Origin of the sequence: Bacillus sp. BR3(2024) (assembly GCF_039134555.1) — a bacterium.
Classification (GTDB): Bacteria; Bacillota; Bacilli; order Bacillales; family Bacillaceae_G; genus Bacillus_A; species Bacillus_A cereus.
In genome coordinates this window covers 4597256-4620399 of the sequence record NZ_CP152433.1, presented here as the reverse complement: position 1 = coordinate 4620399, position 23144 = coordinate 4597256, and the positions used below count along the sequence as shown (strand labels likewise).

Sequence of the window (23144 nt, the reverse complement as noted above, 5' to 3'; positions counted from 1 at the left end):
GAGAAAGAATAATAAATGAAAAGAAGAAGAAAATCCGGAGAAAAAGTACAAATGCATCGTTTTGCACTACCTCTATGCTACGGAAGTGAAGCACCATATTATTATTACGAGGTAGCGCCCCATGAAAGAGAGGAACGCTTCCATTTAACATCAGATCTTTGTGTAATGGATGATGAACATTATTTTATTAGAGGATGTTTAGAGATTCCTATCATTGATTACCACGAAAATTTCACATGGACTGTTTGGGTATCACTTAGTAAAGAAAGTTATGATGAAGTATTAGAAAAGTGGGATGAGAGAGGCCGAGAAAATAGTGATCCTTATTTTGGTTGGTTATCTGTAGAAATACCATTTTATCCAGAAACATTAAATTTAAAAACAAATGTACATATAAGAGAAGTTGGAACGGCACCGTATGTTGAATTAGAGCCAACCGAGCATCCTTTAGCGATCGAACAAAGGAATGGAATTACTTTAGAAAGAGTTAAAGAAATAGAAGAAATGATTCAACGACATAACTAGATTAGAAGAGAAAAAAACGAGTGCTAGCACTCGTTTTTTTCTTTACACAACCGCAGGATTATAAATCATCGTAAAGTGTCCTGGTAATAATTCAATGTGACAAGGTGTATGAAGCGAACTTTCTCCATCTGTATCTACTTCTTTTTCTTCTTTCGTTTCAATATGAATGGATTTCGCTTTTACGTGGAAGATGTCATTTTCATTTGAATCCTCGAATAGTTTCTTTCCGATGTAATCTTTAAATGCTTGAATACCTGTTGATTTGACTACGAAAATATCAAGTGTTCCGTCATCACATTTTACGTTTGGAATAAAGGATGGAATACCACCAAGATATTCACCATTTCCAACCATGACAAGGACAGCTTCGTCTTCATATACTTGTCCGTCATAAGTAATTTTTACTGGGAATGTTTCAGCATTTTTTACAGTTCGAATTGTACTTAAATAGTAACCGATTTTACCAAGCTTTGCTTTTTCATCTGCATCGATATTGTTTGATACTTCAGATACGAGACCAATCCCCCAGAAGTTTAAGAAATGTTGTCCATTTGCTTTTGCAACGTCAACTGGTTTTATATGTTCTTTTGTAATAAGTTTTGCCGCTTCTGCAATGTTTTGCGGAACACCAAGTGTGCGAGAGAAGTCGTTGCAAGTTCCACCTGGAATAATTGCAAGTGTAGGTCTAGTTTCGAGAGGTGCTAAGCCATTTGTGCATTCAAATACTGTTCCATCCCCACCAAAGACGATAATTAAATCTACTTTACTAGCAAACTCTTGGCAATATTTTGTTGCATCACCTTGTTTTTTCGTATGAAGGATATGTAGATCAGGAAAAGCTGCGGCAAGAGGTGGTACGATTTTTGTTAAATTTGTATGTAAGTCACCTTGACCAGCTTTCGGATTTACGATGAGGAGTACTTTTTCAAATTTTGTCTTTGTCATTTTTTTCTCTCCCTTTGTCTTTTACGAATTGTGATAGAAAATAAACTTCCACCAGTAATTGATGAAAGTTTATTTTATTATATTATTCCGTTACAACTGAAGCGATAAATGGTAAGTTACGATATTTTTCCGCACAGTCGATACCGTATCCAACGATGAATTCGTCTGGAATTTGGAAGCCAACATATTCAGCTTTTAAGTCCACTTTACGACGCTCAGGTTTATCAAGTAGCGTACAGAATTTTAACGCTTTTGGTTTATGCATAAAGAAGTGATCTTTTAAGAAGTGAAGTGTTAAACCAGAATCGATAATGTCTTCTACGACAATTACGTTTTTGCCAGTAATGTTTACGTCGATATCTTTTAATAGTTTTACTTTTCCAGTTGTTTCTGTTTGATTTCCATAGCTAGATGCAGAAATAAAGTCGATTGTTACATCGTTTTTAATGTGACGAATTAAATCAGCAGCGAATACGAAAGATCCTTTTAGTACAGCGATGACTACGATTTCTTCTCCTTCAAAGTCACGTTCGATTTGAAGTGCTAGTTCTTTTACTTTTTCTTGTAATTGTTCTTCAGAAATTAAAGTGTCTTTTATTTCAATATTCATTGTAATCCTCCTACAGTGTAAAACTTATGAACATTTCGACTGTAAAGGATAGAATAGAAAAAGTCAAAGGAGATAGTAATTTTTTACAAAGATAACGACAAAATCATCTGATGATATGATATACTAATTATATTAAGAAAACGCTTCCATAAAGGGTGAATATGATGAAGAAGAAACAGTACACAAGTGTAACATTTATAAAAGCATTACTTTTAACAATTGTTCTTGGCCTGTTGGCTTACGTAATTGATGTACCTGCGATTCGTATTTCATTAATTGGAATGACTTTAGTGTTAGGAGCAATTTCGCACGGTATGATGTCGCAGCTAAAAGAAGCTGGACTTGATGATATGAGAGATCATATAGATAACAAGTAAGAAACCTTCATTATATAGAGTGAAGGTTTTTTTGTTTCTTACAAAAATGTAAGGTAGTTGTAAGGCAAATCGATAGTTGCATAATAGCATTTTGGATAAACTATGGGTGTAAGGTAAAAGGCAAGCATATTTTAGGTAAATTAAGTTTTAGGCACTCTATATGTGAAAAAGGAGTAGGAGGGCATGGAGAAACGTTGGACGACCTTTTCTTTTTTAGCGACTAGTAACACCGTAATGCTAGATGGAAAAATGGATTTTTTGCACTTGTTTGATCGTGAAGATGATCATTCTTCTTCTAAATTTACAATGAAATGGAATAAATGGAGCGAAAGTTGTAGGTTTGAAGAAGAGGCCCCTAACGAAGAGCAAAAGATTATTTTAACAAACCCTATTAAAGCGTGGGTTGTTCAACGTCGTAAGTGTAACGTCAAAAATCACTTCAAGAAAACTGAGCCGAGACAATTAGTTATCGCTCCGGCCCGTTCTACTTCCAAATCACGCGAAAGTAACATGTAAATATTGAGACACACACCCGAAAAAACATCGTACATATTACGATGTTTTTTTCTTTTTCTACAATGAAATCTTTAAATGAAATATATTTCATCTGCATCTTATATTTATATCTCTTGCTTATTCTAGTAATACATCCGGTGCGAGTTGATGTGAATAAAATATAAGGAGAGAATGAAGATGAAAAAGAGACTATTACCAATTTGTGCAATGGCATTTTTAACAGTAGGATATTCTTCAGTAGCGAGTGCGGATACTGGAACAGTAACAAAGGAAGAAGAAGCGCAAGTGCAACAAGATAAAGCTAAAAAAGAAGAAGCAATTAAGGAACAGCAAAAAAATGAAGTAGAGAAAAAACAAGCGGCCCAAGTACAAGAAAAAAATGATATGGCTAAAAAAGAGGAAGCAATAAAAGCTGAGAAAAAGAGTGAAGAAGAGAAAAAGAGAATAGCGCAAGAACAGTTAAAAAATGATATGACAAAAAAAGAAGCAGCGATAAAAGTCGAGCAAAAGAATGAAGTAGCTAAAAAAGAAGTAGTAAAGCCAGTTGTACAAGGTGAAAAATTACCAAATACAGCATCAAATAATGTAGCAATGATGGGATTAAGTGCATGTCTTGTAGCGGTAGGTACATTATTTGGTTTGAATCGTCGCAATAAGATTAAAGCGTAAATAAAATATTTTCCTATAAAGAATGGGATAATTTCATATATTAAAAATGGTAGGTTACTCCTACCATTTTTGGCATGGAGGAATGAAGAATGAAGTTACTCAATTATATCGGTATCATATTGATGGCTATAGGGCTATTCATGGGATCCTATTATGCTGTGGAATGGTATAAAGGAAGAAGCTCTGCCGGGCAATTAACTGCAGAAGAAATAAAGAGTCTTAAAAATATACAAGATACTCAACTTTCTCGTGAAACACCTGTAACTTCTCAAGTGCCTTCTTCTCAAACAGAACATAAAGAAGGAGAAAAGGTAGCGATGTTAAACATACCGAAAATAAAGAAGAAGTTTTCTATATATTGGGGAGCAGATGATACGACTTTGAAAAAAGGAGTGGGTATGTTCGTTAGTGATTTAACGACAACTCCATCTGGAGGGGGACATACTGTACTGAGTGGACATCGAGATACTGTATTTACAGATTTAGAAGAGTTGAAAGAAAAGGATACCCTTGTTTTAGAGTATGATAATAAAACGTACACATATGAAATTCAAAAGACATGGATTACTCATGCGGATGATCGTACTGTTATTATAAAAAAAGAAGAACCGATATTAACAATGACAACTTGTTACCCATTTAATTATATAGGGAATGCACCAGATAGATATATTATCGAGGCGAAGTTAACTGGCAGTTATTCAAAGTGAAATTATAGTTTCTGAAAGCGGGAGGGGGATATATAAATTATGTCAAAAAATATTTTAATTGTTGAAGATGAAGACATATTACGTGAAATATTAAAAGATTATTTTTTAAGTGAGCAATATGTAGTGTTTGAAGCGAGGGACGGGAAAGAGGCTTTAGTTGTATTTGAAAAAGAAGAGGTTGATTTAGTTATTTTAGATATTATGTTGCCAGAACTTGATGGGTGGTCTGTTTGCCGAAGGATTAGGAAGACGTCGGAGGTGCCTATTATTATGCTGACGGCGCGCGTAGATGAAGACGATACGTTACTTGGTTTTGAACTTGGAGCAGATGACTATGTGACGAAGCCGTATAGTCCGCCAATTTTATTAGCAAGAGCGAAACGATTATTAGAAAGTAGAAAAGCATCGAAGAAACCTTTAGAGAACGAAGATGATACGTTATCGATTCATGGCATCCATGTCCATTTTCCATCGCGTACTGTTACTGTTGATGAGGCAGATGTTAGTTTAACGCATACGGAGTTTGAAATATTGGTGTATTTCATGAAAAATCAAGGAATCGTTTTAACGCGAGAGCAACTCATTTCAAGAATTTGGGGATATGAATTTGCTGGCGATGATCGAACGGTGAATAGCCATATTCGTAATTTAAGAAATAAATTAGGAGAGAAAGCAAAGTATATTACAACTGTAGTACGAACTGGTTATAAATTTGAGGGGAATATATGAGAAAAGGGATTGTTCTAAAATTATTTACTCTTACAACAGCATTATGCATGTTAATTTTAGCGACGATATTTATTGGACAAACGATATTTTTTAAACAATATTATGCGAATCGAAAAGTGGAAGATATTAAAGTGAATTTAAATTCCTTTGAGAAGAACTATTTAAATCATGCAGGAAATGCAGAAGAAATTCAGAAACTAGAGCAAGACTTTTTAAGAGAAAATAATACGTGGATTACGACATTAGATAAGAACGGGAATTTAAAACATGCAGATGATTTTTATTTTGAGGTAACGATAGATCGTAGGCAACAAAAGAGCTTTGGACAACAAATATTTAAAATTCCTTTAGGCAATCTCGTCAATATTGAGGAGATTGATAATAAATTATCGGAGCATTTTTTAGGGCAAGAAATTTATTTTTCTGGAGTGAGAAAAGAAGATAGTTTTATTCCATTCTCTTTTTCTTTATCTAAGCAGAATTTAAGCGGATCTAATAAACCGTTAGAAAAAGCATTTAATGAGAAAATGAGTAAATTAAATGAGGAGAAAAAGAAAGCAGCTGTGGAACAAGTTGGTAAGGAAAAGAAGCCGGCTGTTCGGGAGCAAGCTGCTCAAGAACCAGATGTTTACATAGGAGGGCGTGTTACGAAAGTACAGTTTCCAGATGTAAAAGGCCCCGTAAATCCAATTTATAAAAACACTTTATTTTTGGATAGTATAAAAGAATTTCAAACGGATGTGTTACTAAAAGAGAGTAATCAAATAGAGTATTCAACAAAGACAATGGACTACGAAAAGAATGATATAAAATATAAATTATTAATGAAACCAATAAAAGAAAAAGACGGATCGGTAACATATATTTATGCGATGGCTTCTTTACAGCCGGTAGATGAAGCTGTACAAATGGTGCAAGATTATTATATCTATATCATTGCATTTGTAGTCGTTCTTATTTTTCTAGCTTCGTTCTATTACTCAAAACAAATTGCAAAGCCATTATTGAAAATAAATGATACAACAAAGAAAATAGCGCATTTAGACTTCACAGAAAAAATACCGATTACTTCGAAAGATGAAATTGGAGATTTATCGAAAAATATTAATGTGCTATCAAATAAACTCCATTCGCATATTGGACAGTTAGAAGAAGATATTGAAAAGGAAAGAAAGTTAGAAAAGACGCGAAAAGAATTCATTTCTGGTGTTTCACATGAATTAAAAACACCGCTAAGTATTATGAAAAGCTGTATTTCTATTTTAAAAGATGGGGTAGCTGAACATAAAAAAGAGTATTATTTTCAGGCAATGGAGAGAGAAGTAGACAAAATGGATACGTTAATTTTGGATATGCTTGAGTTAGCTAAATTTGAATCTGGTACATATAAAATGAAAAAAGATTCGTTTTATATTGATACAGTAATTGAAGGTATATGTGAACATCTATCTGTGGAAATAGAGAAAAAAGAACTTCATATTCATAAAAATATAAGTTCATTTGAAGTGATTGCAAATCAAGGCCGGATTGAACAAGTCATCGTGAACTTCATTACGAATGCTATACGATATACACCAAATAAAGAGGATATTATTATTTCTACAATAGATGAGAAGAATCGTATAAAAGTGTGCATTGAAAATAAAGGTACTCATATTGAAGAAGAGCAATTAGATAAAATTTGGGATCGTTTTTATCGCGTGGATACAGCTCGTCAGCGTTCACAAGGTGGGACGGGGCTTGGGCTTGCTATTTCAAAGAATATTTTAGAACTACATGATGCTGAATATGGGGCAGAAAATACAGAAGATGGTGTATTATTTTATTTCTATTTACCGAAAAAAGCGTAGACAATATGATCTATGCTTTTTTAATTTATTTTCATATTATCTTTACCTAATCTTTATTTTTAATCAGTATAATTTGTTTAGAATATGAGGTTATGTAAGGAGTCGATGAACCGTGCATAGCAATTGGCTAAGTATAATGGTATTTATTTTCTTTTGCGCATTTATTGTATTTTTAATTGATATTACGATATGAAAAAAGAGCGCTCATTAAGCGCCCTTTTTTTGTGTATTCATTTGATAAGCACTGATGCTTTTGAATAATCGTGGTGAAGTGATAAATAAAAATATAAGTAAAACGGTACATAAAATAAAAGAACCAAGCATTGTACTTCCATTTACGATTAATGAATATAACACAGCTGATTGACCTTTCGGCGCATATTGTCCCCAGAAAATAATGCCGGCAATAAAGTGGCAGAAATAGCGAGCAAAGCTACCGATAAATGTAGCAAGGATAATATAAGCAAGGACTTTCTTACCCTGATTTTGTTTTGATGAATGTTTGTCTTTATGGTTACCTAAATTTGATTGTTCTAAGCTATTTTCATTGGATGTTAAAAGTGCTTTTTGAATTGGACGATAGAATAAGCCAGCAAATCCGATAAAAGCAAAGGCAATGAAGTACTCAATGAATGCTTGAACAGGTGTTAAAATATAAGCATCTCCCACGACAATTTGTAATAGTCCCCAAACTAAACCGCCTAAGAAAGCTGATTTAAAGCCCCAGCGGTAAGCAATAATAAAAATAGGAATCATAGCGAATGAGATAGAACCGCCTGTTGGAAGTTTAAGTGATAATGGTAAAATATCGATAATCATGGCGAAGGCTGCAAGAATAGCAGATTCGATCATCGCTTGTAAATTGGTGTTACGCATGTTGTCTCCCCCTAAATCCAAGTTGTACAAAAAAGAATAGATATCATAGGAGGATACGAAATACGTAAATAAAAATGAGGTATGTATTTCGGACGTTTGCACAATCCCTGCGTTAGCATTAACTAACAGGTTCGAAGGGTCGGAACGAAGTGTTCCCTCTCAGCGGCATGGCTCCCCCAGTGATAACGAAATTCTTTATTTGTTATTGTTTATTGTAAGCGAAATGGATGAGAATGGCAAACGAATACAGTATGACAATAATTGAAATAGAATTGTAGCGAAATGTTAATAAATATGAAGCAAAAGGGTATAGTACAAGAGAAATTGGGTGTGGTATAATTTTTTTGAAAATAATTATCATTCTCTTCTGAGGGGGAAGGTTATGAGCTTAGTAGATATTAAAATTGGAGAGAAAGTGTTAGTAAAAAGTATTCAGTCTTTAGATCAGCTATTAAAGCGTAGACTAGCTGCTTTCGGTCTTGCTGAAGGAAGCGAACTTCGCCTGAAACAGAAAGCGATGTTCAAAGGTCCTTGTACATTGGAGTGTCGTGGACAGTTAATTAGTATTCGTCATTGTGACGCGAAAATGATAAAGGTGGAATTAGCGTGAATAAGGTAGCTTTGCTAGGGAATCCGAATACAGGGAAGACATCATTATTTAATGCGCTTACTGGTTCTTATGAATACGTAGGAAACTGGAGCGGTGTAACAGTAGAAAAGAAGGTTGGTAAATTAAAAGATAGACAAGGAACATTAATTGATTTGCCAGGTGTGTATGATTTAAATCCAGTTTCACGTGATGAAGGTGTTGTAACAAACTTTCTATTAACAGAAGAATTTAATCATATGTTAAATATCGTAGATTCCTCGCAGTTTGAAAGAAATATGCATTTAACGTTGCAGTTACTTGAATTTGGTAAGCCAGTCTCAATTGGTTTAAACATGGTTGATGTGGCGAAGCAAAGAGGAATTGTCATTGATGTAAAACGATTATCAGAGCTATTAGGTGTAACAGTCGTTCCTGTTGTTGCAAGAAGTGGAAAAGGCTGTGAAGAACTGCTTACGACTCTTAAAGAAAATGACAAAAAAGAGAAAAAGCCATTCCTTATTTCATATGGTGTACAAATGGATGAAGGAATTGGAGAAGTAATTGCTCTTTTAGAGACAGCGAATTACGAGCATCCGAGATGGTTAGCACTTCAATTTTTAAGCAATAACGAAGTAGTAGAAAAAGAAATGAAAGCATTACCAATTTATAAGGAACTCATAGCCATTCGATCTCGCTTAGAAGGAAGACTTGATTGTACGTTAGAAGAGCACATTTACAAAACTCGTGAAGCGTATATTGAAAAGTTAAAAACAAATGTTATGAAGCATGAGAAAGAAGGAAAAATTCCTTTTTCAGAAAAAATTGATAGATTAATTACACATAAAATTTTAGGACTTCCAATCTTTTTAGCAGTTATGTTTTTTATTTTTCAGGTTACGTTTACGTGGATTGGTACACCTTTATCGGATATGTTAGATGAGTTTTTTGGTGGCCAGCTTACGGATTGGGTGACGGCTGGACTTACAAGTATTGGAGCTTCTGATTTTATTCAAGCACTAGTTACAGAAGGTATTATTGCCGGTGTTGGTGCTGTATTAGTATTCGTACCACAAATCTTTGCACTATTCTTTTTTATTTCATTATTAGAAGACTCAGGGTATATGGCGCGAATTGCAGTTGTTATGGATAGAATTATGGAGTTTTTCGGCTTAAACGGAAAAGCTTTTATTCCGATGATTATCGGTTTTGGATGTAACGTTCCAGGTATCATGGCTGCGAGAACGATTGAACAGGAAAAAGAACGTTTACTTACCATTTTAGTAACACCATTTATGTCTTGTTCAGCACGATTACCTGTATATGCATTATTTGCGGGCGTATTTTTCCCGCATAGTCAGGCGACTGTTGTATTTTCTTTATATGTTGCAGGGATTGTTCTTGCGTTATTAGTTACAAAAATTATGTCTCTTACAATTTTGAAAGCGGAAAAGTCTATTTTCGTAATTGAATTACCGCCTTACCGTGTGCCACAAGCAAAAACATTATGGCTAAGCACGTGGGAGAAAGGAAAGGGATTTGTTCGTAAAGCTGGTACATTCATCTTTGGTGGTTCGGTTGTTATTTGGTTATTAAACTATGCAGGTCCATCAGGATTCGGCGTTGATATGGGAGATAGCTACTTAGCGATGATTGGTGGATTTATCGCACCATTATTTGCACCGCTCGGCTTCGGAACGTGGCAAGCTGCAGCATCCCTTTTAACAGGATTTTTAGCGAAGGAAGTTGTCGTTTCTACAATGGCAATTATTTATGCAGTTAAAGAAGATGTGCTTGGAAATGTAATGGGAGCACATTATACAGCATTATCAGCTTATGCATTTATGTTCTTTATTTTATTATATGTTCCGTGTTTAGCGACGGTAGCTGTTATTAAACGTGAAACAGGATCAGCGAAGTGGACGATTTTTTCAGTCGTTTATCCACTCGTAGTTGCTTATGTATTAACGCTCATTATATACCAAGTTGGATCCTTACTCGGATTCTAGAAGGAGATGTATTGTGATGATGGTCAATATTATAATTGGAGCTATCATTTTTGGTTATGCAGCATATACGTTAGTTAATTTTGTAAAGAGAAGTAAAAAAGGAAAATGCGCGGCATGTTCTTTAAATAAGTCATGTCAGTCGCAAACTTGTAGCCCGGATATGGAGCAAATTGCTCATAATAAATAGAAAAAAGCTTTGCGAATTTCGCAAAGCTTTTTTGTTTTACTTTTTAATTTTTACAAGTTGAGAAGCTTCTACGCCTTTGTAACCAGGGAATTCTTTACTTGGGTCTTTATCAAATTTTAATACACCTACAGATTTTTCATCACCTTTTACATTGCTGTAAGTTGCGTCATCGACAATCGCATACATATCTGTATATGCACGACCACTTCCGATAATTGTGTTGCCTTCATATTTTAATTTTGCCCCATCAAGTGCAGCATTTTCTACTTTTTCTTTTGCAAATAATACACCTTGTTCTGTTGTTACAGCTGGTAATTTATCAAGTGGTTTCGTGTTGTCTTTTTCATCAACTTTGCTAAGTAACTCTTTTTTCACTAGTTCTTCACCAGTTTTCTTATCCATTACAAGAACTTTTTTACCATCTAATGTTGTCATTTTCATTTTATAGAAGTCTTTTTCTTTCACTTCTTTTTTGTTTTTATCTGTAATTTGCTGAACTTGTTCTTCTGATCCGTACAGTACAAAGCCGTTCGCTTTCTCTCCTAATAAAGAACAACCTGATAATGCTCCAAGTGAAATTGCTGCTGCTAATCCGATTCCTACTAATTTTTTCATGATGATTTCTCCTTTTATCTGTTTTATAGTAAATACAATTTTTGTATCGTTGCTTACATGCGAAGAAGCTTGTTTGTTGCTTCTGATATTAGTGTATAAGAAATATTGGAATGCAACTATCGAGTTAGCTTACAGTAACATTACACTTATGTAATTTAGTGAAATTGCACAAAAGTAAGTTAATTCCAAATAGATATAATTATAATATATTGTAAATACAATATTATATATAAAATGTCATATTATAATGGATGTATTTTGGAAATAACATGTAAGGACATATTAGTTTTGTTATAATAAACACATAGGCTGTAAAATGAATATTCTTTACTGTAAAGGGAGATTTTTCAGTTTTCCAAGTAGTGAATTTGAAATATGAGGTATATCATAGGAGGAATTTAGATGTCTGTATTTAAACGATTAAGAGATTTAACAATGTCGAATGTGTATTCGTTAATTGAAAAAGCGGAAGATCCAGTTAAGATGACTGATCAATATTTACGCGATATGCAAGCCGATGTACAAGAGGCTGAGAAAAGTGTAGCAGCTCAAATCGCACTTGAGAAGAAATTCAAAATATTATTTGAAGAGCAAGAAGCACTTGTGAAAAAACGTGAAGAGCAGGCTCATATGGCTGTTCAAGCTAATAACTTAGATCTTGCGCGTCGTGCATTAGAAGAAAAACAAAATGCAGAGCAAAAAATGAATGAGTATAAAGCAAGCTACGAGCAAAATAAAACTGCTGCTGATAACCTGCGCCTAAAGCTAGAAGAAATGCGTAAGCAATTAACAGAGCTGAAAAATAAACGTGAAACACTTGTAGCACGTGTAAATGCTGCGAAAGCACAGAAAAATATTAATCAGGCGATGTCTGGATTTGATTCAAATTCAGCAAAAGCTGGTTTAAGCCGTATGGAAGAGAAAGCCCTTCAATTAGAGGCTGAAGCGGAAGCAAGCGGTGAAGTTTATAAGAAAGAAAAATCATTAGATGATGAATTCGCAAGCTTAAACAAAAATTCTGCTGTTGACGATGAATTAGCTCGTATTATGAAGCAGTATGAGAAATAATATAGAATAAAGACAAATGAACCGACATGTCTAAATATATTCATGTCGGTTTTCTATTATATTTTAGAGGAGGTTTTGCAATGACATGGATGAATGTAGTTGCCATGCTTGTATGGACTGGAGCGAGTGCAGTACTTTTATTTGCAATTATGTGGGTTGATTCAATTTTTACAAAATACAATGATTTAAAAGAAATCAAAAATGGAAATACAGCTGTAACAACTCGTTTTATTATGAAATTATTTGCACAAGGGTACATTTTATCTCAATCGATAACGAAAGCAAATGATTTATGGCAAGCACTTCTTGCATCAGCAGTTTCTTTCGTTATTTTATTAGTGGTAGAAATGTTTATCGAATTCGTATTAAAGAAAATGTCTGGTCTTGATTTAGAAGAAGGTACGAAAGAAGGTAGCGTTGCACATGCGATGTTAGCCGGATCATTACATATTGTTGGTGCACTAATTTTAGGTGCTTGTTTATAAAGAGAAAAGGAGGGGTAGATCATGAGTTTATTTAAACGAATTAAAAATATAATGAAAAGCCCAGAGCCACCGAAGCCGGAAAAGAGTCTTTTAACGTTAGCTCCTGGCGATATGATTGAAGTTTCATTAGTTATGTATGAATTAATTGGGAAAACGAGTATGCATTCGCGTAAGGAAATTGTTTTGACATTGCAAGATGGAAAAGATATTCGTTATTTAAAAATTGAAGACCGAGAAAATACGTATTACAAATTATATACTCCAATTGATGGTCGCTTAGATTCAATTGATGAAATTCCGACGACAATTGAAATGGATGATATCGAGTACCATATGGAAGAACAATATAACGGACGTGTTGTTGTGATGGGAAAAACTCCATTCTCAGCTTCAGAAGAACAGTATATATGGGAATTCCAATCAGATAATCGAAAATTATTGCGTATTGAATGGCAAAATGGTCGCACAATGATGTATGAGGGAGAAGCAATCATTCCTGCTGATGTACAAATTATAAGAGCAACGTAAGGGGGCGTAATCATGTCAAACCGATTGTTTACCATGATTAAATCGTTTGTGATCCCTATACTTGCTATCGTTATATTACTTGTTGTTGCTGGTTATGCCTTATCAGGTTGTCAAGGCGGGCAGACAAAGTCGATTCAAGACCGTTATCCACTTGAATCTGTTGCCAAGGAAGGTAAACAAGAATCTTACGTGTATAGGGCCGCCAATCGGTCAGTTCCTGAAGTAGCGAAGGAACTCATTAACGAAAGAGAACCGAAGCAAGCATCTAAAGAAGACGAAAATCAAATGTTCCTCGTTTATTCTGATAAGATTTATAACCTGCAAAAGGATAAAGAGAAACCATCTGATACGTTAATTGAAATAAGTAATAAAGAATTTGTCCGTCAAAATTACCAACCGTCCTTCTTGCAAGGATATATTATGGGTAGCATATTAAACGATATATTCGGTTCACGAAAATCATCATACGGTGATTATCGAGGATATAATGACAGACAAAATCATAAACCAGTTATTCCAGAGAGACCACCTACGAAAGAAGAAAAGAAAACCCCACCTCCAATTACGAAGGAAGGGAAAGGGTCTATCATTAAGCGAGGCGATAATGTAGATTCGAAACCATCAGTAGGTGATAAGGGAAGTATTACTGAAAAAGGAAGTAATACTACGCCCCCACCTTCTACTGGAAGCAAGGGTAAGATTACAAAAACACCAGGCGGTTCAAGCGGATCAGATGTGAAGCCAAAATCATCTATTAAAACGCCGCCAAGGAATACATCTCCTCCGAAAACGAGGGTCGGTGGTTCAGGAAAAATTACGAAGAGAAGATAGTGTAGAGACCGAAAAGTGGAATTTGCTTTTTGGTCTTTTTTGTTATGGGAATTAATTCCTCTCATGTGGTACGATTTAGGCATAAGGGAGGAAGTAAAAATATATCAGCGATTTTTGAAATATATCGACTTACCGACAAAAACTGACAACGATAGCAACTTAATAATAAAAAGAGGGTGTGCCAAAATTTTGGCACACCCTCTTTTTCATAACGATTAATGAATATCACGTTTCTTAAAGTTACCGCCTTTTACTTCTGCTACGTCATAAACTGTAATAAAGGCGTGTGGATCGATTTCATTAATAAGTTCTTTCATTTTACTTTCTTCTAAACGGTTAATTACACATGAAATTTCTTTAAACTTCTCTCTTGAATAACCACCGTATACTTCGTTATATGTTGCACTTCGGCCTAAACGATCGCGAATTGTTTCTACCATTAATTCAGGCTCTTTTGTAATAATTTTAAATGCTTTTGAACCACTTAAACCAACTTCAACGATATGAATCACTTTCGAAGCGATAAAGTAAGCAATTGCCGAAAGGATAGCTCCTTGCAGGCCGAATACCGTTGATACGAAAATAAATACGAACATGTTTAAGAATAAAATAAGGTCACTCGTTCCAAATGGTAACTTACGAGAAAGCAATACAGCAAGCATATCGATTCCATCTAATGCCCCACCGTTACGTAATGCTAGTCCCATACCAAAACCGATGATAATACCACCAACAACTGTAACTAATAATGTATCGCCTTCAATAATAGCTGGTATTCCGTGCATGACAACGGTACCTACTGCTAATGAAGCAATTCCGATAATAGAATAAATCGCAAAGCTTTTACCGATTTGCTTATACCCTAACCAAACGAAAGGAATGTTAATAACTGCGATTAGAGCTCCTAATGGCAATCCAAATAATCTTGAACTAACGATACTTAAACCAGTTACACCACCGTCTGATACGTTATTTGGAATTAATACTGCTTCTAATCCGTACGCTGTGATAAATGCCCCAATAATAATCATCAAAGCTTTTGAAGCAATTCTTAGCTTATTGGGCTTGTTTTTGATAATTTTCTCCATGTAATTTCCTCGTTTCAAACTAGTTTCTTATTTGTTACGTAATTCACACCTAAATTTTATTTTAACATTTAATTTGAAAAAATTCTCCTTTAATGGATGTATGCAGGGAATATTATCACCATATTATCTTTAAAATATTTTTGAAATCAGTATAAGAAATCCCATCCTTTCAAAGGATGGGATGCTATTAAGAAAATATAAAACTAAGTACTGATACGAATAAAGCGAAACCTAAAATAGTTCCACATATTTTCATATGGCGCTTGCGTCCCATTACGACAATCGCAACATATTCACGGATCATTGCGTTAGGCCAGTAATAAAATGCAGTTTTTGATCCGATTCCTTGGCTATTAAGACCGGCTTGTCTTGCATATATACCAGCACGGAAAAGGTGGAAATTATTCGTTGTAAAAATACTTTTATATTTACCTTCTGGTTTTAAAGAATCCATAATTTCTTTAGAGAACAGCATATTTTGATATGTGTTTACAGAGCGATTTTCCTGGACTGTATGTTCAAGAGGAATTCCTTTTTCAACAGCGTAACTTTGCATCGCTTCCGCTTCTGGAAGACCTTCATCTGGACCTTGTCCACCAGAAAAAATAATTGTTGGTGGTGTATTAACAGCGGCTTGTTTCCAATAGAAGTCAATCGCTTTATTAATGCGGCTTGCAAGTAAAGGTGGTACTTTATCATTAATTAAGCCGCTACCAAGAACGATGATGAAATCTTGATTACGTCTTGGTCTGTTGAATTGGTATAAAAAATATGCACTTAAGAAGTTAGATAAGTGTATAAAGAAATATATGCTTATAAGAGAAATAGCTGCAAAAATAGGCTCTAAATGCGATGAAACCAAACTTGCTGGATTTATAATAGGGAGTAACATAAAGAATAACATCCCTAAAGCAGCAAGGAGTGTTAAACAGTTAGTGAACCGTCGTCCTTCTCGCTTCATTAAAATTCTAGCATTAAGAAATAGCCCAAACATTAAAGCAACAATACCGAAAGGAAGCATAATGAGAAGTGCTAAAAAAGGTAAAAATATAATGTAGCGTAGGACATCACTATCTGAGTTCAATGATACAATCACACAAAAAAGAAGGAAAAAACAGATAAAGGCATTAAATAAAAAGCCGTTTATTATTTTTCGCGGATCTTTTAAATATGAGATAAGAAAAATAATAAATAATATAAGAGGAATAATTCCGAAATACATCATAAATATAGTACACCTCAACTTGTATAAGAATTTGACATACCTTTTATATTACATGATTTTATAAGTGAAAATGAAAGAAAAAGGATTTTGAATTTTCTCAATAAAATATATAGATACGTATGTTACAATATATTCAAAGCGATATATTAAAAGTAAAATGGTTGAAAAGGCACTCAGTAGAGTGCTTTTTCTTTTTGTATGCAATTGTGCATATTATATTTTTTTTCAAATGAAGAGGATTACAATATAAGTTGTAGACAGACTTTATAAAGCAGAATTTCATACAAACATTTCCCTCTACTTTTTGTATCTAACAATCGTATAACAATAAATAATTCTGTTTTATAGTGTCTGTTTTTGAAAGGTGTCTTTTTTGAAGGCACCTTTTTTTATTAGTATAGATAGTTTACACTGTTAGCATAGTGTAAACTATCTATACTAAACATTAGCAATCTTCCGTATAAATATTATCAATTTACTATATATTCCAGTGGTGTTAACCTACATATGAAAGGCTTTCTTTTTCAAAATATTACCCCTAATAAAATTTTGAAGAAGTCAACTGTCTCCAAACTTGTCTTTATGCTTAAAGAAAAAGCACTCAAATTGAGTGCTTTTTCTTATTGAAACATGCTATTTTTCTAGGCGATTTTCATAAAATAAAAGTAAAGAAATGAAAGTGGGTGACAAAATGCCGGCAGTTGTGGAAGGTGTTATTATTGAAAACTGCAATGGAACAATTAATGTAGGTGACAAATATAACGTACAGCCGATTGAAAAGACGAAGGCTTATAATGGATCGGGATCATCAAATACAGGAATGAAAGTACAAACGTTTAGCGGGATTAGTACAGCTGATGTATGGGATAATGATGCGAATGATCAGGGGATACAGTTTACTTTATAGTACAGTATGTAAAATTGCATAAAATGATGAAGTTGCCCTATGATACAATCTAGCTGTGAGCTGTTAATGATTCTTCTGTAGTATAGTTGTTAGATTAGAAATATAACATCTTATCGAAAATCATACGTATAAAAAAGACACTTCAAATGAAGTGTCTTTTTTTACCTTAGTGATACCCTTTAGCAGAGTCTTTATGAATTTTATTTTTAAATATACTGTAGCTCCAAAGCTGATATCCAATAACGATTGGTACCATGACCATTGCAACGAAGAACATAATTTTTAAGTTTAATTGACTACCAGCTGCGTTGTATAACGTTGTACTGTATGCATCGTTAATACGAGATGGTAACATTCTTGGGAACATACCTGCAAAGCCAGTTGTCATAAACATTGCGATTGTTAGGCAAACGAATGTGAATGCAAGGCCAATTTTATGTTTGTACACCATAATTAGTGCGAGTACACTCATTAGCATTGCAAGTACTGGAAGAATGAATAGTACCGGATATTCCGTAAAGTTTTGGAATAAGTTTGTTCGATTAGCAGTCGCTACATAGAAAATAGCTAAAATGATAGCAGCTGCCATTGAAAACAGTCTTGCGATTTTATAAGCACGGTCGGATACTTCACCAGTCGTTTTAATCATGACCCAAAGGGCACCGGATACGACAAATATAGCAGTGAAGAAAAGACCACCTAATATACCGTAATGGTTTAGTAAGCTAAGTAAATTTCCTTCATAGCCATTTTTTCCGATTTGTAGTCCGTAATACAAGTTAGCAAATGTAACACCGAATAAAAAGGCGATTAAGAAACTGCCAATTGCAAATGCCCATTTACAAGTTTTTTGCCAAATTGGTGAATCATCTTTATGCATGAATTCCAGTCCAGCGGCACGAGCAAATAGTGCAAGTAATACTAAGAATAACGGTGTATATAAATAACTAAACATATTAGCATATGTGACTGGGAAGGCAGCAAATGTTGCGCCACCAGCTGTAATTAACCATACTTCATTACCGCCCCAGAACGGGCCAATTGCTTCTTGTAATTGATTTCGTTCTTGTCGATCTTTCGTAACGAAAGGAAAAATCATTCCGTTACCAAGTGCATACCCGTCAAGAATGAAGTAAACTGTCCAAATCACGCCCCATAAACCGAACCAGATGATTGCAAGCATATCATGAGACATGAGCCACACCTCCCTCAGTAGCAGGTTCTTCTAATGCGGCAGGTCCTTTTTTCGCGAACTTCAGCATTAAGTATACGTCTGCGATTAAAAGTAAAGTGTAGAATAAAATTAAACTAATTAATGAGAACCAAATTTGCGGGACAGATATAGGCGATACAGATTCTGCTGTACGCATTAGTTTATATACTGTCCATGGTTGGCGACCTACTTCAGCGACAATCCATCCTGCGTTAATCGCAATATAAGGAAGTAAGACAGACCATATTGTAATTTTTAAATAACGTTTTGAGTTTTCTAGTTTTCCTTTTCGGTTTAAATAGAAGCCATACCAAGTTAATGCCATAAAGAACATACCGAGTGCAACCATTAAGCGGAAGCTATAATACACGAGGTTAACATTTGGACGTTCATCTTTCGGAATATCTTTTAAACCAACAATTTCGCCATCAAATGAATTTGTGTAGAAGAAGCTTCCGAGTTTTGGAATCGTAAGGAATTCAAAGTTCTTCTCATTTTTTACATCAGGAATTTGAACAATTGAGAAGCCTTGTCCTTTTCCAGTTTCCCAAACTGCTTCCATCGCAGCTCCTTTTGCGGGTTGATATTTAGCTGCTGATACACCAGATTGATGTCCCATAAACGGTGTAATTGTTGCGGCGAATAAGCCTAACATTAAGCCGAACTTAAATGATTTTTTGAAGAATTCAACTTCATTTTTACGTAATAAGTGATAGGCACTAATTGCCATAACGAAGAAAGCACCAACAATATAACAACCAACTACAGTATGGAAGAACATATTCCAAGCGTATGGATTCGTAACGAGTGCCCAGAAATCATTTAATTCAGCGCGGCCGTTACGTACTACGTAGCCAACAGGGTTTTGCATAAAGCCGTTTGCTGTAATAATCCAAAGGGCAGAAATGTTTGTTCCAAGTGCAACCATCCACATGCAGAAGGCACGGAACTTTGGTGAAATTTTGTCTTTACCGAATAACCATATTCCCATGAAAGTAGATTCTAAGAAGAAGGCAACAAGTGCTTCGATTGCGAGAGGTGATCCGAAAATGTCTCCCATATATTTGGAGTACTCAGACCAGTTTGTTCCAAATTGGAATTCCATCGTAATCCCGGTTATAATCCCCATTACGAAGTTAATTGTAAATAATTTACCCCAGAAATTTGCCATTTTGCGGTATGTTGGATTCAATGTGCGGGCGTATTGAGTTTCCATACATGCTACTAAAATGACAAGTCCGATTGTCAAAGGTACAAATAAAAAGTGATAAAAAATAGTAATTGCAAATTGAAAACGACTCAGTAACAGAACGTCGGACATAATGAATATTCACTCCTTTTTTACATTATCTACAATCAGTTTATAGTGAAAATACGTTTAAAGTATGTGAAACTTGTTACAAAGCTGTGTGTATATTTTGAAAGAATTATGTCGATTATCTGAAAATATCTTATTTTTACTATAAAGCGATATCCTTTTTGAGTTTTTCATATTTTGGTACACTATTTATGTAGTGTAAATGAGAGAAAAGAGGGTTCCTTACTATGAAGTCATTAGAAGAGATTTTGCAGTACAATGAGAAATTTGTTGAAGAGAAAAAATATGAAGAGTTTGTAGCGGGGAAATTTCCAAACAAAAAGATGGTAATTATTTCTTGTATGGATACACGACTTGTTGAACTATTACCGAAAGCGATGAATATGCGTAACGGTGATGTGAAAATTATTAAGGTAGCAGGCGCTGTTATTTCACATCCATTTGGAAGTATTATGCGTAGTATTTTAGTCGCTGTATACGAACTTGGCGCTGATGAAGTTTGTGTAGTTGGTCACCATGATTGTGGTATGGCAAAAATTCAAGCAAGCAGTACGATTGAGAAAATGAAAGAACGCGGTATAACAGAAGAGAAATTAGATATGCTTCGTTATTCTGGAATCGATTTAGAACAATTCTTGCGCGGTTTCTCTAGTGTGGAAGAAAGTGTAGAACATAGCGTATCAGTACTTCGCAACCACCCATTACTTCCGGAAGAAGTACCTGTTCACGGTCTTGTTATAGATCCTGATACAGGAAAATTAGATTTAGTTGTAAATGGTTACGACAATTAAGAATTTACTTTGTCATCCTTTTTATCTGGGACAGGATCAAATCCTCCCGGGTGGAAAGGGTGACATTTTAATATACGCTTACAAGTAAGCCAAAAGCCTTTGAATGCACCATGTTTTTGAAACGCCTCTAATCCGTAATGAGAACAAGTCGGATAAAAACGGCATGTTGGTGGTGTCATCGGAGAAATGAATTTTTGATAAAAGCGTATAATCCCAATAAAAATCTGTTTCATAACGGTCTCCTTTTCAGCATATTCTTAAAGTATTATAGCACGACTGTACATAATACTTTACTAATGTGCATTTCCGTTATATCATATTGGATATAACGGAATTAAATTAAAAGCGGGAGAGATGTTGTATGCCATCAGTAGAAAGCTTTGAATTAGATCATACGATTGTAAAGGCACCTTATGTAAGACATTGCGGAGTTCACAATGTAGGTAGTGACGGTATTGTAAATAAATTCGATATTCGTTTCTGCCAACCGAATAAACAAGCAATGAAACCAGATGTTATTCATACGTTAGAACATTTATTAGCATTTAATTTACGTAAATATATTGATCGTTATCCGCACTTTGATATTATCGATATTTCACCGATGGGCTGCCAAACAGGATATTATCTTGTAGTAAGCGGAACACCGACAGTACGAGAAATTATTGATTTATTAGAACTAACATTAAAAGATGCGGTTCAAATTACAGAAATTCCAGCTGCAAATGAAACACAATGTGGTCAAGCGAAGCTTCACGATTTAGAAGGAGCACAACGCTTAATGAACTTCTGGTTAAGCCAAGATAAAGATGAACTTGAGAAAGTGTTTGGATAAAAAGGAAAACTGCCTGTGAAAGGGCAGTTTTTTTATTGTACTAAGAGCGAACATACTCTTCTTTTTTATGAAAATATATTAGATACTCCAACATATAAAACAAAGGCAGAACCGAGAAAATAAACAAATGCTTTTGCTTTTTCCCGTTTCTTCATTTCATCAATTCCAAAAAGGATAAACATAATACTTAAAAGGATAAACACGTAAGGTAAAAGAATAGTGAAGTTTGCAAAGAAGCTAAATAGGGCGAGAGAAAGAGCGATAGTGGCGATTATAATTTGAATGTTTTTTAACATGGAATCCCCCTTAAGTAGAAAGAAATAGTTACTGAGAGAAAATAATTATAAATGCTAAATTGATCGAAATTTTATTCTACATGTAGCGAAAGAGTTTGATATTAAAAAGAAGAATATGAGACTAGAAACGAAAAAATACGGGATACTCATTAATTCCTAGAAGAATAAAGGAACAACTGAGAATAAATTGTACGTATGGGAGAAGTGAAAAATTATCGGTAAAATGGACATAAGTGCTTAGAGTGAGTAAGAGAAGCATGAAAAATGCTAAAAAAATCCGTAATATAGTTAGAGTTAGCATCGTATAGCCCCCTTTAGACCATTTACTAGAATATTTCTGTGAAACCAATAAATAAAGCAGCGGCTCCTGCTAGTAGAGCGAGCACACTACCTCCTGTTTGCTGTTTTAATATTTCCTCTAAACTTATGGTGAGGGCCATACCTCCTAAAAAGATGAACATATAAGGGATTATTTCTCTATTACCAGTAAAAAATCCATAGATTGCTATAGATAAGGCAATAAGTGATAAAGTAATCCGTCCCCCTTTTAGCATAAAAGACCTCCTCTATTTTATGTAGGTAATAATGAGAACAATCCAAATGAAAGCACCGGCAATAATACAAATAAGTCCAGTTGCTGATTCCCTTTTCTTTATTTGTTCAAATGCGATGAGAAACATTAAAGCCCCTAATAGAAATTGTGAAAGAGGTAAAGAATTATTTTGACCTGTATATAATCCAATTGCCGACATAACGCTCACAGTGAGTGCTACTATGATGCGAAGTATACGAAGCATATTAGGAATTCTCCTTATTCTTTTTTGTATAAGGATTGTCTTCTAGTTTATCGACGGAATGTTTATAAGCATAGCCTTTATTAATTGTCATGACGGAGAGTACGAGGATGATTAGGACGATGATAATACCGATAATTAATATTTTGAACATAAAATCCCTCCTTTTCTTTATTTTACATAATTTTGTAATTGATGAAAACAATAGAAAATAAAAGGATGAAAGAAGGGTGTTACATGGAGACGAAAAAAACATATTATATATCAATAGGAAACGGTCAAATTTCACAAGTGAAGACGGCGGATACGTATAATTTTGAGATTTCCGCAAATGATGAGGAAATTACGGAATTAAGAGAGCACTTTGATCAAGCATATGTAGAAGATTTAGGGTCATTTGTACGCTCCCACGTTCCATTTGTTGAGTATCATCACGATTCAAATAATGACCGATATGATGAACAACTACAAAAAGCATATAAAATGATTTACGATTTAGGAAATCATGAGACGAAAGAATTAGTCGCACAAATGGGAATAATCAATGGATTGTAATTGGAT

31 protein-coding genes and 1 riboswitch are annotated in these 23144 nt (G+C 34.5%); of the genes, 18 read left to right on the top strand and 13 right to left on the bottom strand.

Going from position 1 to position 23144, the window contains the following annotated elements; all coding sequences use genetic code 11:
- Window positions 1-15 precede the first annotated feature (15 nt).
- The gene (locus tag V7S45_RS23860) at window positions 16-525 is read left to right on the top strand and encodes a DUF2199 domain-containing protein (protein ID WP_342761519.1); all 510 of its coding nucleotides are present in this window, start codon (window positions 16-18) and stop codon (window positions 523-525) included.
- 42 nt (window positions 526-567) lie between these two features.
- Here V7S45_RS23860 and V7S45_RS23855 read toward each other — a convergent pair whose 3' ends face one another.
- Window positions 568-1470, bottom strand: a complete 903-nt coding sequence (locus V7S45_RS23855) for a YegS/Rv2252/BmrU family lipid kinase (protein ID WP_000167897.1) — start codon at window positions 1468-1470, stop codon at window positions 568-570.
- An 82-nt stretch (window positions 1471-1552) separates the two neighbouring features.
- The gene (gene hpt / locus V7S45_RS23850) at window positions 1553-2080 is read right to left on the bottom strand and encodes a hypoxanthine phosphoribosyltransferase (RefSeq protein WP_001019304.1); all 528 of its coding nucleotides are present in this window, start codon (window positions 2078-2080) and stop codon (window positions 1553-1555) included.
- A gap of 161 nt (window positions 2081-2241) precedes the next feature.
- Between hpt and V7S45_RS23845 the strand changes: the two genes are divergently transcribed.
- The 6 genes from V7S45_RS23845 to V7S45_RS23820 all read left to right on the top strand — a co-directional run bounded on the left by V7S45_RS23845 (window position 2242) and on the right by V7S45_RS23820 (window position 6931).
- Window positions 2242-2457: a hypothetical protein gene (locus V7S45_RS23845; RefSeq protein ID WP_002041936.1), complete on the top strand. Its 216-nt coding sequence runs from the start codon at window positions 2242-2244 to the stop codon at window positions 2455-2457.
- A 183-nt stretch (window positions 2458-2640) separates the two neighbouring features.
- Window positions 2641-2973: a hypothetical protein gene (locus tag V7S45_RS23840; RefSeq protein ID WP_000415613.1), complete on the top strand. Its 333-nt coding sequence runs from the start codon at window positions 2641-2643 to the stop codon at window positions 2971-2973.
- Window positions 2974-3150: 177 nt separating this feature from the next.
- The gene (locus tag V7S45_RS23835; protein WP_000746700.1) at window positions 3151-3642 is read left to right on the top strand and encodes an LPXTG cell wall anchor domain-containing protein; all 492 of its coding nucleotides are present in this window, start codon (window positions 3151-3153) and stop codon (window positions 3640-3642) included.
- An 89-nt stretch (window positions 3643-3731) separates the two neighbouring features.
- Window positions 3732-4352, top strand: coding sequence for a class D sortase (locus tag V7S45_RS23830; protein ID WP_025686753.1), 621 nt, complete (start codon window positions 3732-3734; stop codon window positions 4350-4352).
- A 39-nt stretch (window positions 4353-4391) separates the two neighbouring features.
- Window positions 4392-5081, top strand: coding sequence for a response regulator transcription factor (locus V7S45_RS23825; RefSeq protein WP_025686752.1), 690 nt, complete (start codon window positions 4392-4394; stop codon window positions 5079-5081).
- The gene (locus V7S45_RS23820; protein WP_001225339.1) at window positions 5078-6931 is read left to right on the top strand and encodes a HAMP domain-containing sensor histidine kinase; all 1854 of its coding nucleotides are present in this window, start codon (window positions 5078-5080) and stop codon (window positions 6929-6931) included. The genes V7S45_RS23825 and V7S45_RS23820 overlap by 4 nt, the downstream gene beginning before the upstream one ends.
- Window positions 6932-7138: 207 nt before the next feature.
- On the opposite strand, the gene thiT is transcribed toward V7S45_RS23820, so the two are convergent.
- Complete coding sequence (gene thiT / locus V7S45_RS23815; protein WP_025686750.1) at window positions 7139-7807, bottom strand: energy-coupled thiamine transporter ThiT; 669 nt, start codon at window positions 7805-7807, stop codon at window positions 7139-7141.
- Window positions 7808-7893: 86 nt separating this feature from the next.
- Window positions 7894-7995: riboswitch (TPP riboswitch) on the bottom strand.
- Between the two features lie 194 nt (window positions 7996-8189).
- Between thiT and V7S45_RS23810 the strand changes: the two genes are divergently transcribed.
- From V7S45_RS23810 to V7S45_RS23800, 3 genes are read left to right on the top strand one after another with little or no spacing between them, the layout of a single operon-like run.
- Window positions 8190-8417 carry a FeoA family protein gene (locus tag V7S45_RS23810; protein ID WP_000060512.1) on the top strand — a complete coding sequence of 76 codons (228 nt, stop codon included), beginning with the start codon at window positions 8190-8192 and terminating at the stop codon, window positions 8415-8417.
- Window positions 8414-10402 (top strand): ferrous iron transport protein B, encoded by a 1989-nt coding sequence (gene feoB, locus V7S45_RS23805; RefSeq protein WP_001044840.1) that lies wholly within the window; start codon window positions 8414-8416, stop codon window positions 10400-10402. The genes V7S45_RS23810 and feoB overlap by 4 nt, the downstream gene beginning before the upstream one ends.
- Before the next feature lie 16 nt (window positions 10403-10418).
- On the top strand, window positions 10419-10589 hold the full coding sequence (locus V7S45_RS23800; protein ID WP_000989598.1) for a FeoB-associated Cys-rich membrane protein: 171 nt from the start codon (window positions 10419-10421) through the stop codon (window positions 10587-10589).
- A 36-nt stretch (window positions 10590-10625) separates the two neighbouring features.
- On the opposite strand, the gene V7S45_RS23795 is transcribed toward V7S45_RS23800, so the two are convergent.
- Window positions 10626-11204: a lipoprotein BA_5634 family protein gene (locus tag V7S45_RS23795; protein ID WP_000737501.1), complete on the bottom strand. Its 579-nt coding sequence runs from the start codon at window positions 11202-11204 to the stop codon at window positions 10626-10628.
- A gap of 402 nt (window positions 11205-11606) precedes the next feature.
- Here V7S45_RS23795 and V7S45_RS23790 point away from each other — a divergent pair, with 402 nt between their 5' ends.
- The 4 genes from V7S45_RS23790 to V7S45_RS23775 all read left to right on the top strand — a co-directional run bounded on the left by V7S45_RS23790 (window position 11607) and on the right by V7S45_RS23775 (window position 14116).
- Entirely contained in the window at window positions 11607-12272 is a 666-nt protein-coding gene (locus tag V7S45_RS23790; RefSeq protein WP_025687310.1) for a PspA/IM30 family protein, read from the top strand.
- A gap of 80 nt (window positions 12273-12352) precedes the next feature.
- Window positions 12353-12757: a DUF350 domain-containing protein gene (locus V7S45_RS23785; RefSeq protein ID WP_000220087.1), complete on the top strand. Its 405-nt coding sequence runs from the start codon at window positions 12353-12355 to the stop codon at window positions 12755-12757.
- A gap of 21 nt (window positions 12758-12778) precedes the next feature.
- The gene (locus V7S45_RS23780) at window positions 12779-13285 is read left to right on the top strand and encodes a DUF4178 domain-containing protein (RefSeq protein WP_000051743.1); all 507 of its coding nucleotides are present in this window, start codon (window positions 12779-12781) and stop codon (window positions 13283-13285) included.
- 12 nt (window positions 13286-13297) lie between these two features.
- Window positions 13298-14116 (top strand): DUF4247 domain-containing protein, encoded by an 819-nt coding sequence (locus V7S45_RS23775; RefSeq protein ID WP_000071190.1) that lies wholly within the window; start codon window positions 13298-13300, stop codon window positions 14114-14116.
- Window positions 14117-14331: 215 nt separating this feature from the next.
- On the opposite strand, the gene V7S45_RS23770 is transcribed toward V7S45_RS23775, so the two are convergent.
- Window positions 14332-15204, bottom strand: coding sequence for a YitT family protein (locus V7S45_RS23770; RefSeq protein ID WP_000411246.1), 873 nt, complete (start codon window positions 15202-15204; stop codon window positions 14332-14334).
- A gap of 187 nt (window positions 15205-15391) precedes the next feature.
- Window positions 15392-16429 (bottom strand): YdcF family protein, encoded by a 1038-nt coding sequence (locus V7S45_RS23765; RefSeq protein WP_000990094.1) that lies wholly within the window; start codon window positions 16427-16429, stop codon window positions 15392-15394.
- A 673-nt stretch (window positions 16430-17102) separates the two neighbouring features.
- Here V7S45_RS23765 and V7S45_RS23760 point away from each other — a divergent pair.
- On the top strand, window positions 17103-17336 hold the full coding sequence (locus tag V7S45_RS23760) for a spore germination protein (protein ID WP_002001299.1): 234 nt from the start codon (window positions 17103-17105) through the stop codon (window positions 17334-17336).
- A 166-nt stretch (window positions 17337-17502) separates the two neighbouring features.
- Here V7S45_RS23760 and cydB read toward each other — a convergent pair whose 3' ends face one another.
- Window positions 17503-18531, bottom strand: coding sequence for a cytochrome d ubiquinol oxidase subunit II (gene cydB, locus V7S45_RS23755; protein WP_342761518.1), 1029 nt, complete (start codon window positions 18529-18531; stop codon window positions 17503-17505).
- A complete protein-coding gene (gene cydA / locus V7S45_RS23750) occupies window positions 18521-19870 on the bottom strand; it encodes a cytochrome ubiquinol oxidase subunit I (RefSeq protein WP_001286188.1) in 1350 nt (449 codons plus the stop codon). Before cydA ends, cydB begins: the two co-directional genes overlap by 11 nt.
- Window positions 19871-20094: 224 nt before the next feature.
- Between cydA and V7S45_RS23745 the strand changes: the two genes are divergently transcribed.
- Complete coding sequence (locus tag V7S45_RS23745; protein WP_000838159.1) at window positions 20095-20658, top strand: carbonic anhydrase; 564 nt, start codon at window positions 20095-20097, stop codon at window positions 20656-20658.
- Here the strand turns inward: V7S45_RS23745 and yidD are convergent.
- On the bottom strand, window positions 20655-20891 hold the full coding sequence (yidD, locus tag V7S45_RS23740) for a membrane protein insertion efficiency factor YidD (protein ID WP_000809330.1): 237 nt from the start codon (window positions 20889-20891) through the stop codon (window positions 20655-20657). The two genes, V7S45_RS23745 and yidD, sit on opposite strands and share 4 nt — an antisense overlap.
- A 128-nt stretch (window positions 20892-21019) precedes the next feature.
- Between yidD and luxS the strand changes: the two genes are divergently transcribed.
- A complete protein-coding gene (gene luxS, locus V7S45_RS23735; protein WP_001141371.1) occupies window positions 21020-21493 on the top strand; it encodes an S-ribosylhomocysteine lyase LuxS in 474 nt (157 codons plus the stop codon).
- A gap of 65 nt (window positions 21494-21558) precedes the next feature.
- On the opposite strand, the gene V7S45_RS23730 is transcribed toward luxS, so the two are convergent.
- The 4 genes from V7S45_RS23730 to ytzI all read right to left on the bottom strand — a co-directional run bounded on the left by V7S45_RS23730 (window position 21559) and on the right by ytzI (window position 22737).
- Window positions 21559-21789: a DUF3953 domain-containing protein gene (locus V7S45_RS23730; RefSeq protein ID WP_000916668.1), complete on the bottom strand. Its 231-nt coding sequence runs from the start codon at window positions 21787-21789 to the stop codon at window positions 21559-21561.
- Window positions 21790-22115: 326 nt separating this feature from the next.
- Complete coding sequence (locus V7S45_RS23725; protein WP_000911650.1) at window positions 22116-22343, bottom strand: DUF3953 domain-containing protein; 228 nt, start codon at window positions 22341-22343, stop codon at window positions 22116-22118.
- Window positions 22344-22355: 12 nt separating this feature from the next.
- A complete protein-coding gene (locus tag V7S45_RS23720; protein WP_088346549.1) occupies window positions 22356-22586 on the bottom strand; it encodes a DUF3953 domain-containing protein in 231 nt (76 codons plus the stop codon).
- Window position 22587: 1 nt separating this feature from the next.
- Window positions 22588-22737 (bottom strand): YtzI protein, encoded by a 150-nt coding sequence (gene ytzI / locus V7S45_RS23715; protein WP_000472794.1) that lies wholly within the window; start codon window positions 22735-22737, stop codon window positions 22588-22590.
- Window positions 22738-22820: 83 nt separating this feature from the next.
- On the opposite strand from ytzI, the gene V7S45_RS23710 reads away from it, so the two are divergent.
- On the top strand, window positions 22821-23138 hold the full coding sequence (locus V7S45_RS23710; protein ID WP_000448409.1) for a hypothetical protein: 318 nt from the start codon (window positions 22821-22823) through the stop codon (window positions 23136-23138).
- Window positions 23139-23144: the final 6 nt, after the last annotated feature.

What these genes read in the sequence shown, in the direction of transcription:
- V7S45_RS23800 (WP_000989598.1), top strand. Translation starts at nt 10,419, where the DNA reads ATGATGGTCAATATTATAATTGGAGCTATCATTTTTGGTTATGCAGCA.
- V7S45_RS23830 (WP_025686753.1), top strand. Translation starts at nt 3,732, where the DNA reads ATGAAGTTACTCAATTATATCGGTATCATATTGATGGCTATAGGGCTA.
- yidD (WP_000809330.1), bottom strand. Translation starts at nt 20,891, where the DNA reads ATGAAACAGATTTTTATTGGGATTATACGCTTTTATCAAAAATTCATT.
- V7S45_RS23780 (WP_000051743.1), top strand. Translation starts at nt 12,779, where the DNA reads ATGAGTTTATTTAAACGAATTAAAAATATAATGAAAAGCCCAGAGCCA.
- V7S45_RS23730 (WP_000916668.1), bottom strand. Translation starts at nt 21,789, where the DNA reads ATGTTAAAAAACATTCAAATTATAATCGCCACTATCGCTCTTTCTCTC.
- cydB (WP_342761518.1), bottom strand. Translation starts at nt 18,531, where the DNA reads ATGTCTCATGATATGCTTGCAATCATCTGGTTCGGTTTATGGGGCGTG.
- thiT (WP_025686750.1), bottom strand. Translation starts at nt 7,807, where the DNA reads ATGCGTAACACCAATTTACAAGCGATGATCGAATCTGCTATTCTTGCA.
- cydA (WP_001286188.1), bottom strand. Translation starts at nt 19,870, where the DNA reads ATGTCCGACGTTCTGTTACTGAGTCGTTTTCAATTTGCAATTACTATT.
- V7S45_RS23765 (WP_000990094.1), bottom strand. Translation starts at nt 16,429, where the DNA reads ATGATGTATTTCGGAATTATTCCTCTTATATTATTTATTATTTTTCTT.
- V7S45_RS23760 (WP_002001299.1), top strand. Translation starts at nt 17,103, where the DNA reads ATGAAAGTGGGTGACAAAATGCCGGCAGTTGTGGAAGGTGTTATTATT.
- V7S45_RS23725 (WP_000911650.1), bottom strand. Translation starts at nt 22,343, where the DNA reads ATGCTAAAAGGGGGACGGATTACTTTATCACTTATTGCCTTATCTATA.
- V7S45_RS23795 (WP_000737501.1), bottom strand. Translation starts at nt 11,204, where the DNA reads ATGAAAAAATTAGTAGGAATCGGATTAGCAGCAGCAATTTCACTTGGA.
- V7S45_RS23860 (WP_342761519.1), top strand. Translation starts at nt 16, where the DNA reads ATGAAAAGAAGAAGAAAATCCGGAGAAAAAGTACAAATGCATCGTTTT.
- V7S45_RS23855 (WP_000167897.1), bottom strand. Translation starts at nt 1,470, where the DNA reads ATGACAAAGACAAAATTTGAAAAAGTACTCCTCATCGTAAATCCGAAA.
- V7S45_RS23770 (WP_000411246.1), bottom strand. Translation starts at nt 15,204, where the DNA reads ATGGAGAAAATTATCAAAAACAAGCCCAATAAGCTAAGAATTGCTTCA.
- V7S45_RS23745 (WP_000838159.1), top strand. Translation starts at nt 20,095, where the DNA reads ATGAAGTCATTAGAAGAGATTTTGCAGTACAATGAGAAATTTGTTGAA.
- V7S45_RS23775 (WP_000071190.1), top strand. Translation starts at nt 13,298, where the DNA reads ATGTCAAACCGATTGTTTACCATGATTAAATCGTTTGTGATCCCTATA.
- V7S45_RS23840 (WP_000415613.1), top strand. Translation starts at nt 2,641, where the DNA reads ATGGAGAAACGTTGGACGACCTTTTCTTTTTTAGCGACTAGTAACACC.
- V7S45_RS23720 (WP_088346549.1), bottom strand. Translation starts at nt 22,586, where the DNA reads ATGCTTCGTATACTTCGCATCATAGTAGCACTCACTGTGAGCGTTATG.
- V7S45_RS23825 (WP_025686752.1), top strand. Translation starts at nt 4,392, where the DNA reads ATGTCAAAAAATATTTTAATTGTTGAAGATGAAGACATATTACGTGAA.
- luxS (WP_001141371.1), top strand. Translation starts at nt 21,020, where the DNA reads ATGCCATCAGTAGAAAGCTTTGAATTAGATCATACGATTGTAAAGGCA.
- V7S45_RS23790 (WP_025687310.1), top strand. Translation starts at nt 11,607, where the DNA reads ATGTCTGTATTTAAACGATTAAGAGATTTAACAATGTCGAATGTGTAT.
- V7S45_RS23785 (WP_000220087.1), top strand. Translation starts at nt 12,353, where the DNA reads ATGACATGGATGAATGTAGTTGCCATGCTTGTATGGACTGGAGCGAGT.
- hpt (WP_001019304.1), bottom strand. Translation starts at nt 2,080, where the DNA reads ATGAATATTGAAATAAAAGACACTTTAATTTCTGAAGAACAATTACAA.
- V7S45_RS23810 (WP_000060512.1), top strand. Translation starts at nt 8,190, where the DNA reads ATGAGCTTAGTAGATATTAAAATTGGAGAGAAAGTGTTAGTAAAAAGT.
- V7S45_RS23845 (WP_002041936.1), top strand. Translation starts at nt 2,242, where the DNA reads ATGATGAAGAAGAAACAGTACACAAGTGTAACATTTATAAAAGCATTA.
- V7S45_RS23835 (WP_000746700.1), top strand. Translation starts at nt 3,151, where the DNA reads ATGAAAAAGAGACTATTACCAATTTGTGCAATGGCATTTTTAACAGTA.
- V7S45_RS23710 (WP_000448409.1), top strand. Translation starts at nt 22,821, where the DNA reads ATGGAGACGAAAAAAACATATTATATATCAATAGGAAACGGTCAAATT.
- V7S45_RS23820 (WP_001225339.1), top strand. Translation starts at nt 5,078, where the DNA reads ATGAGAAAAGGGATTGTTCTAAAATTATTTACTCTTACAACAGCATTA.
- ytzI (WP_000472794.1), bottom strand. Translation starts at nt 22,737, where the DNA reads ATGTTCAAAATATTAATTATCGGTATTATCATCGTCCTAATCATCCTC.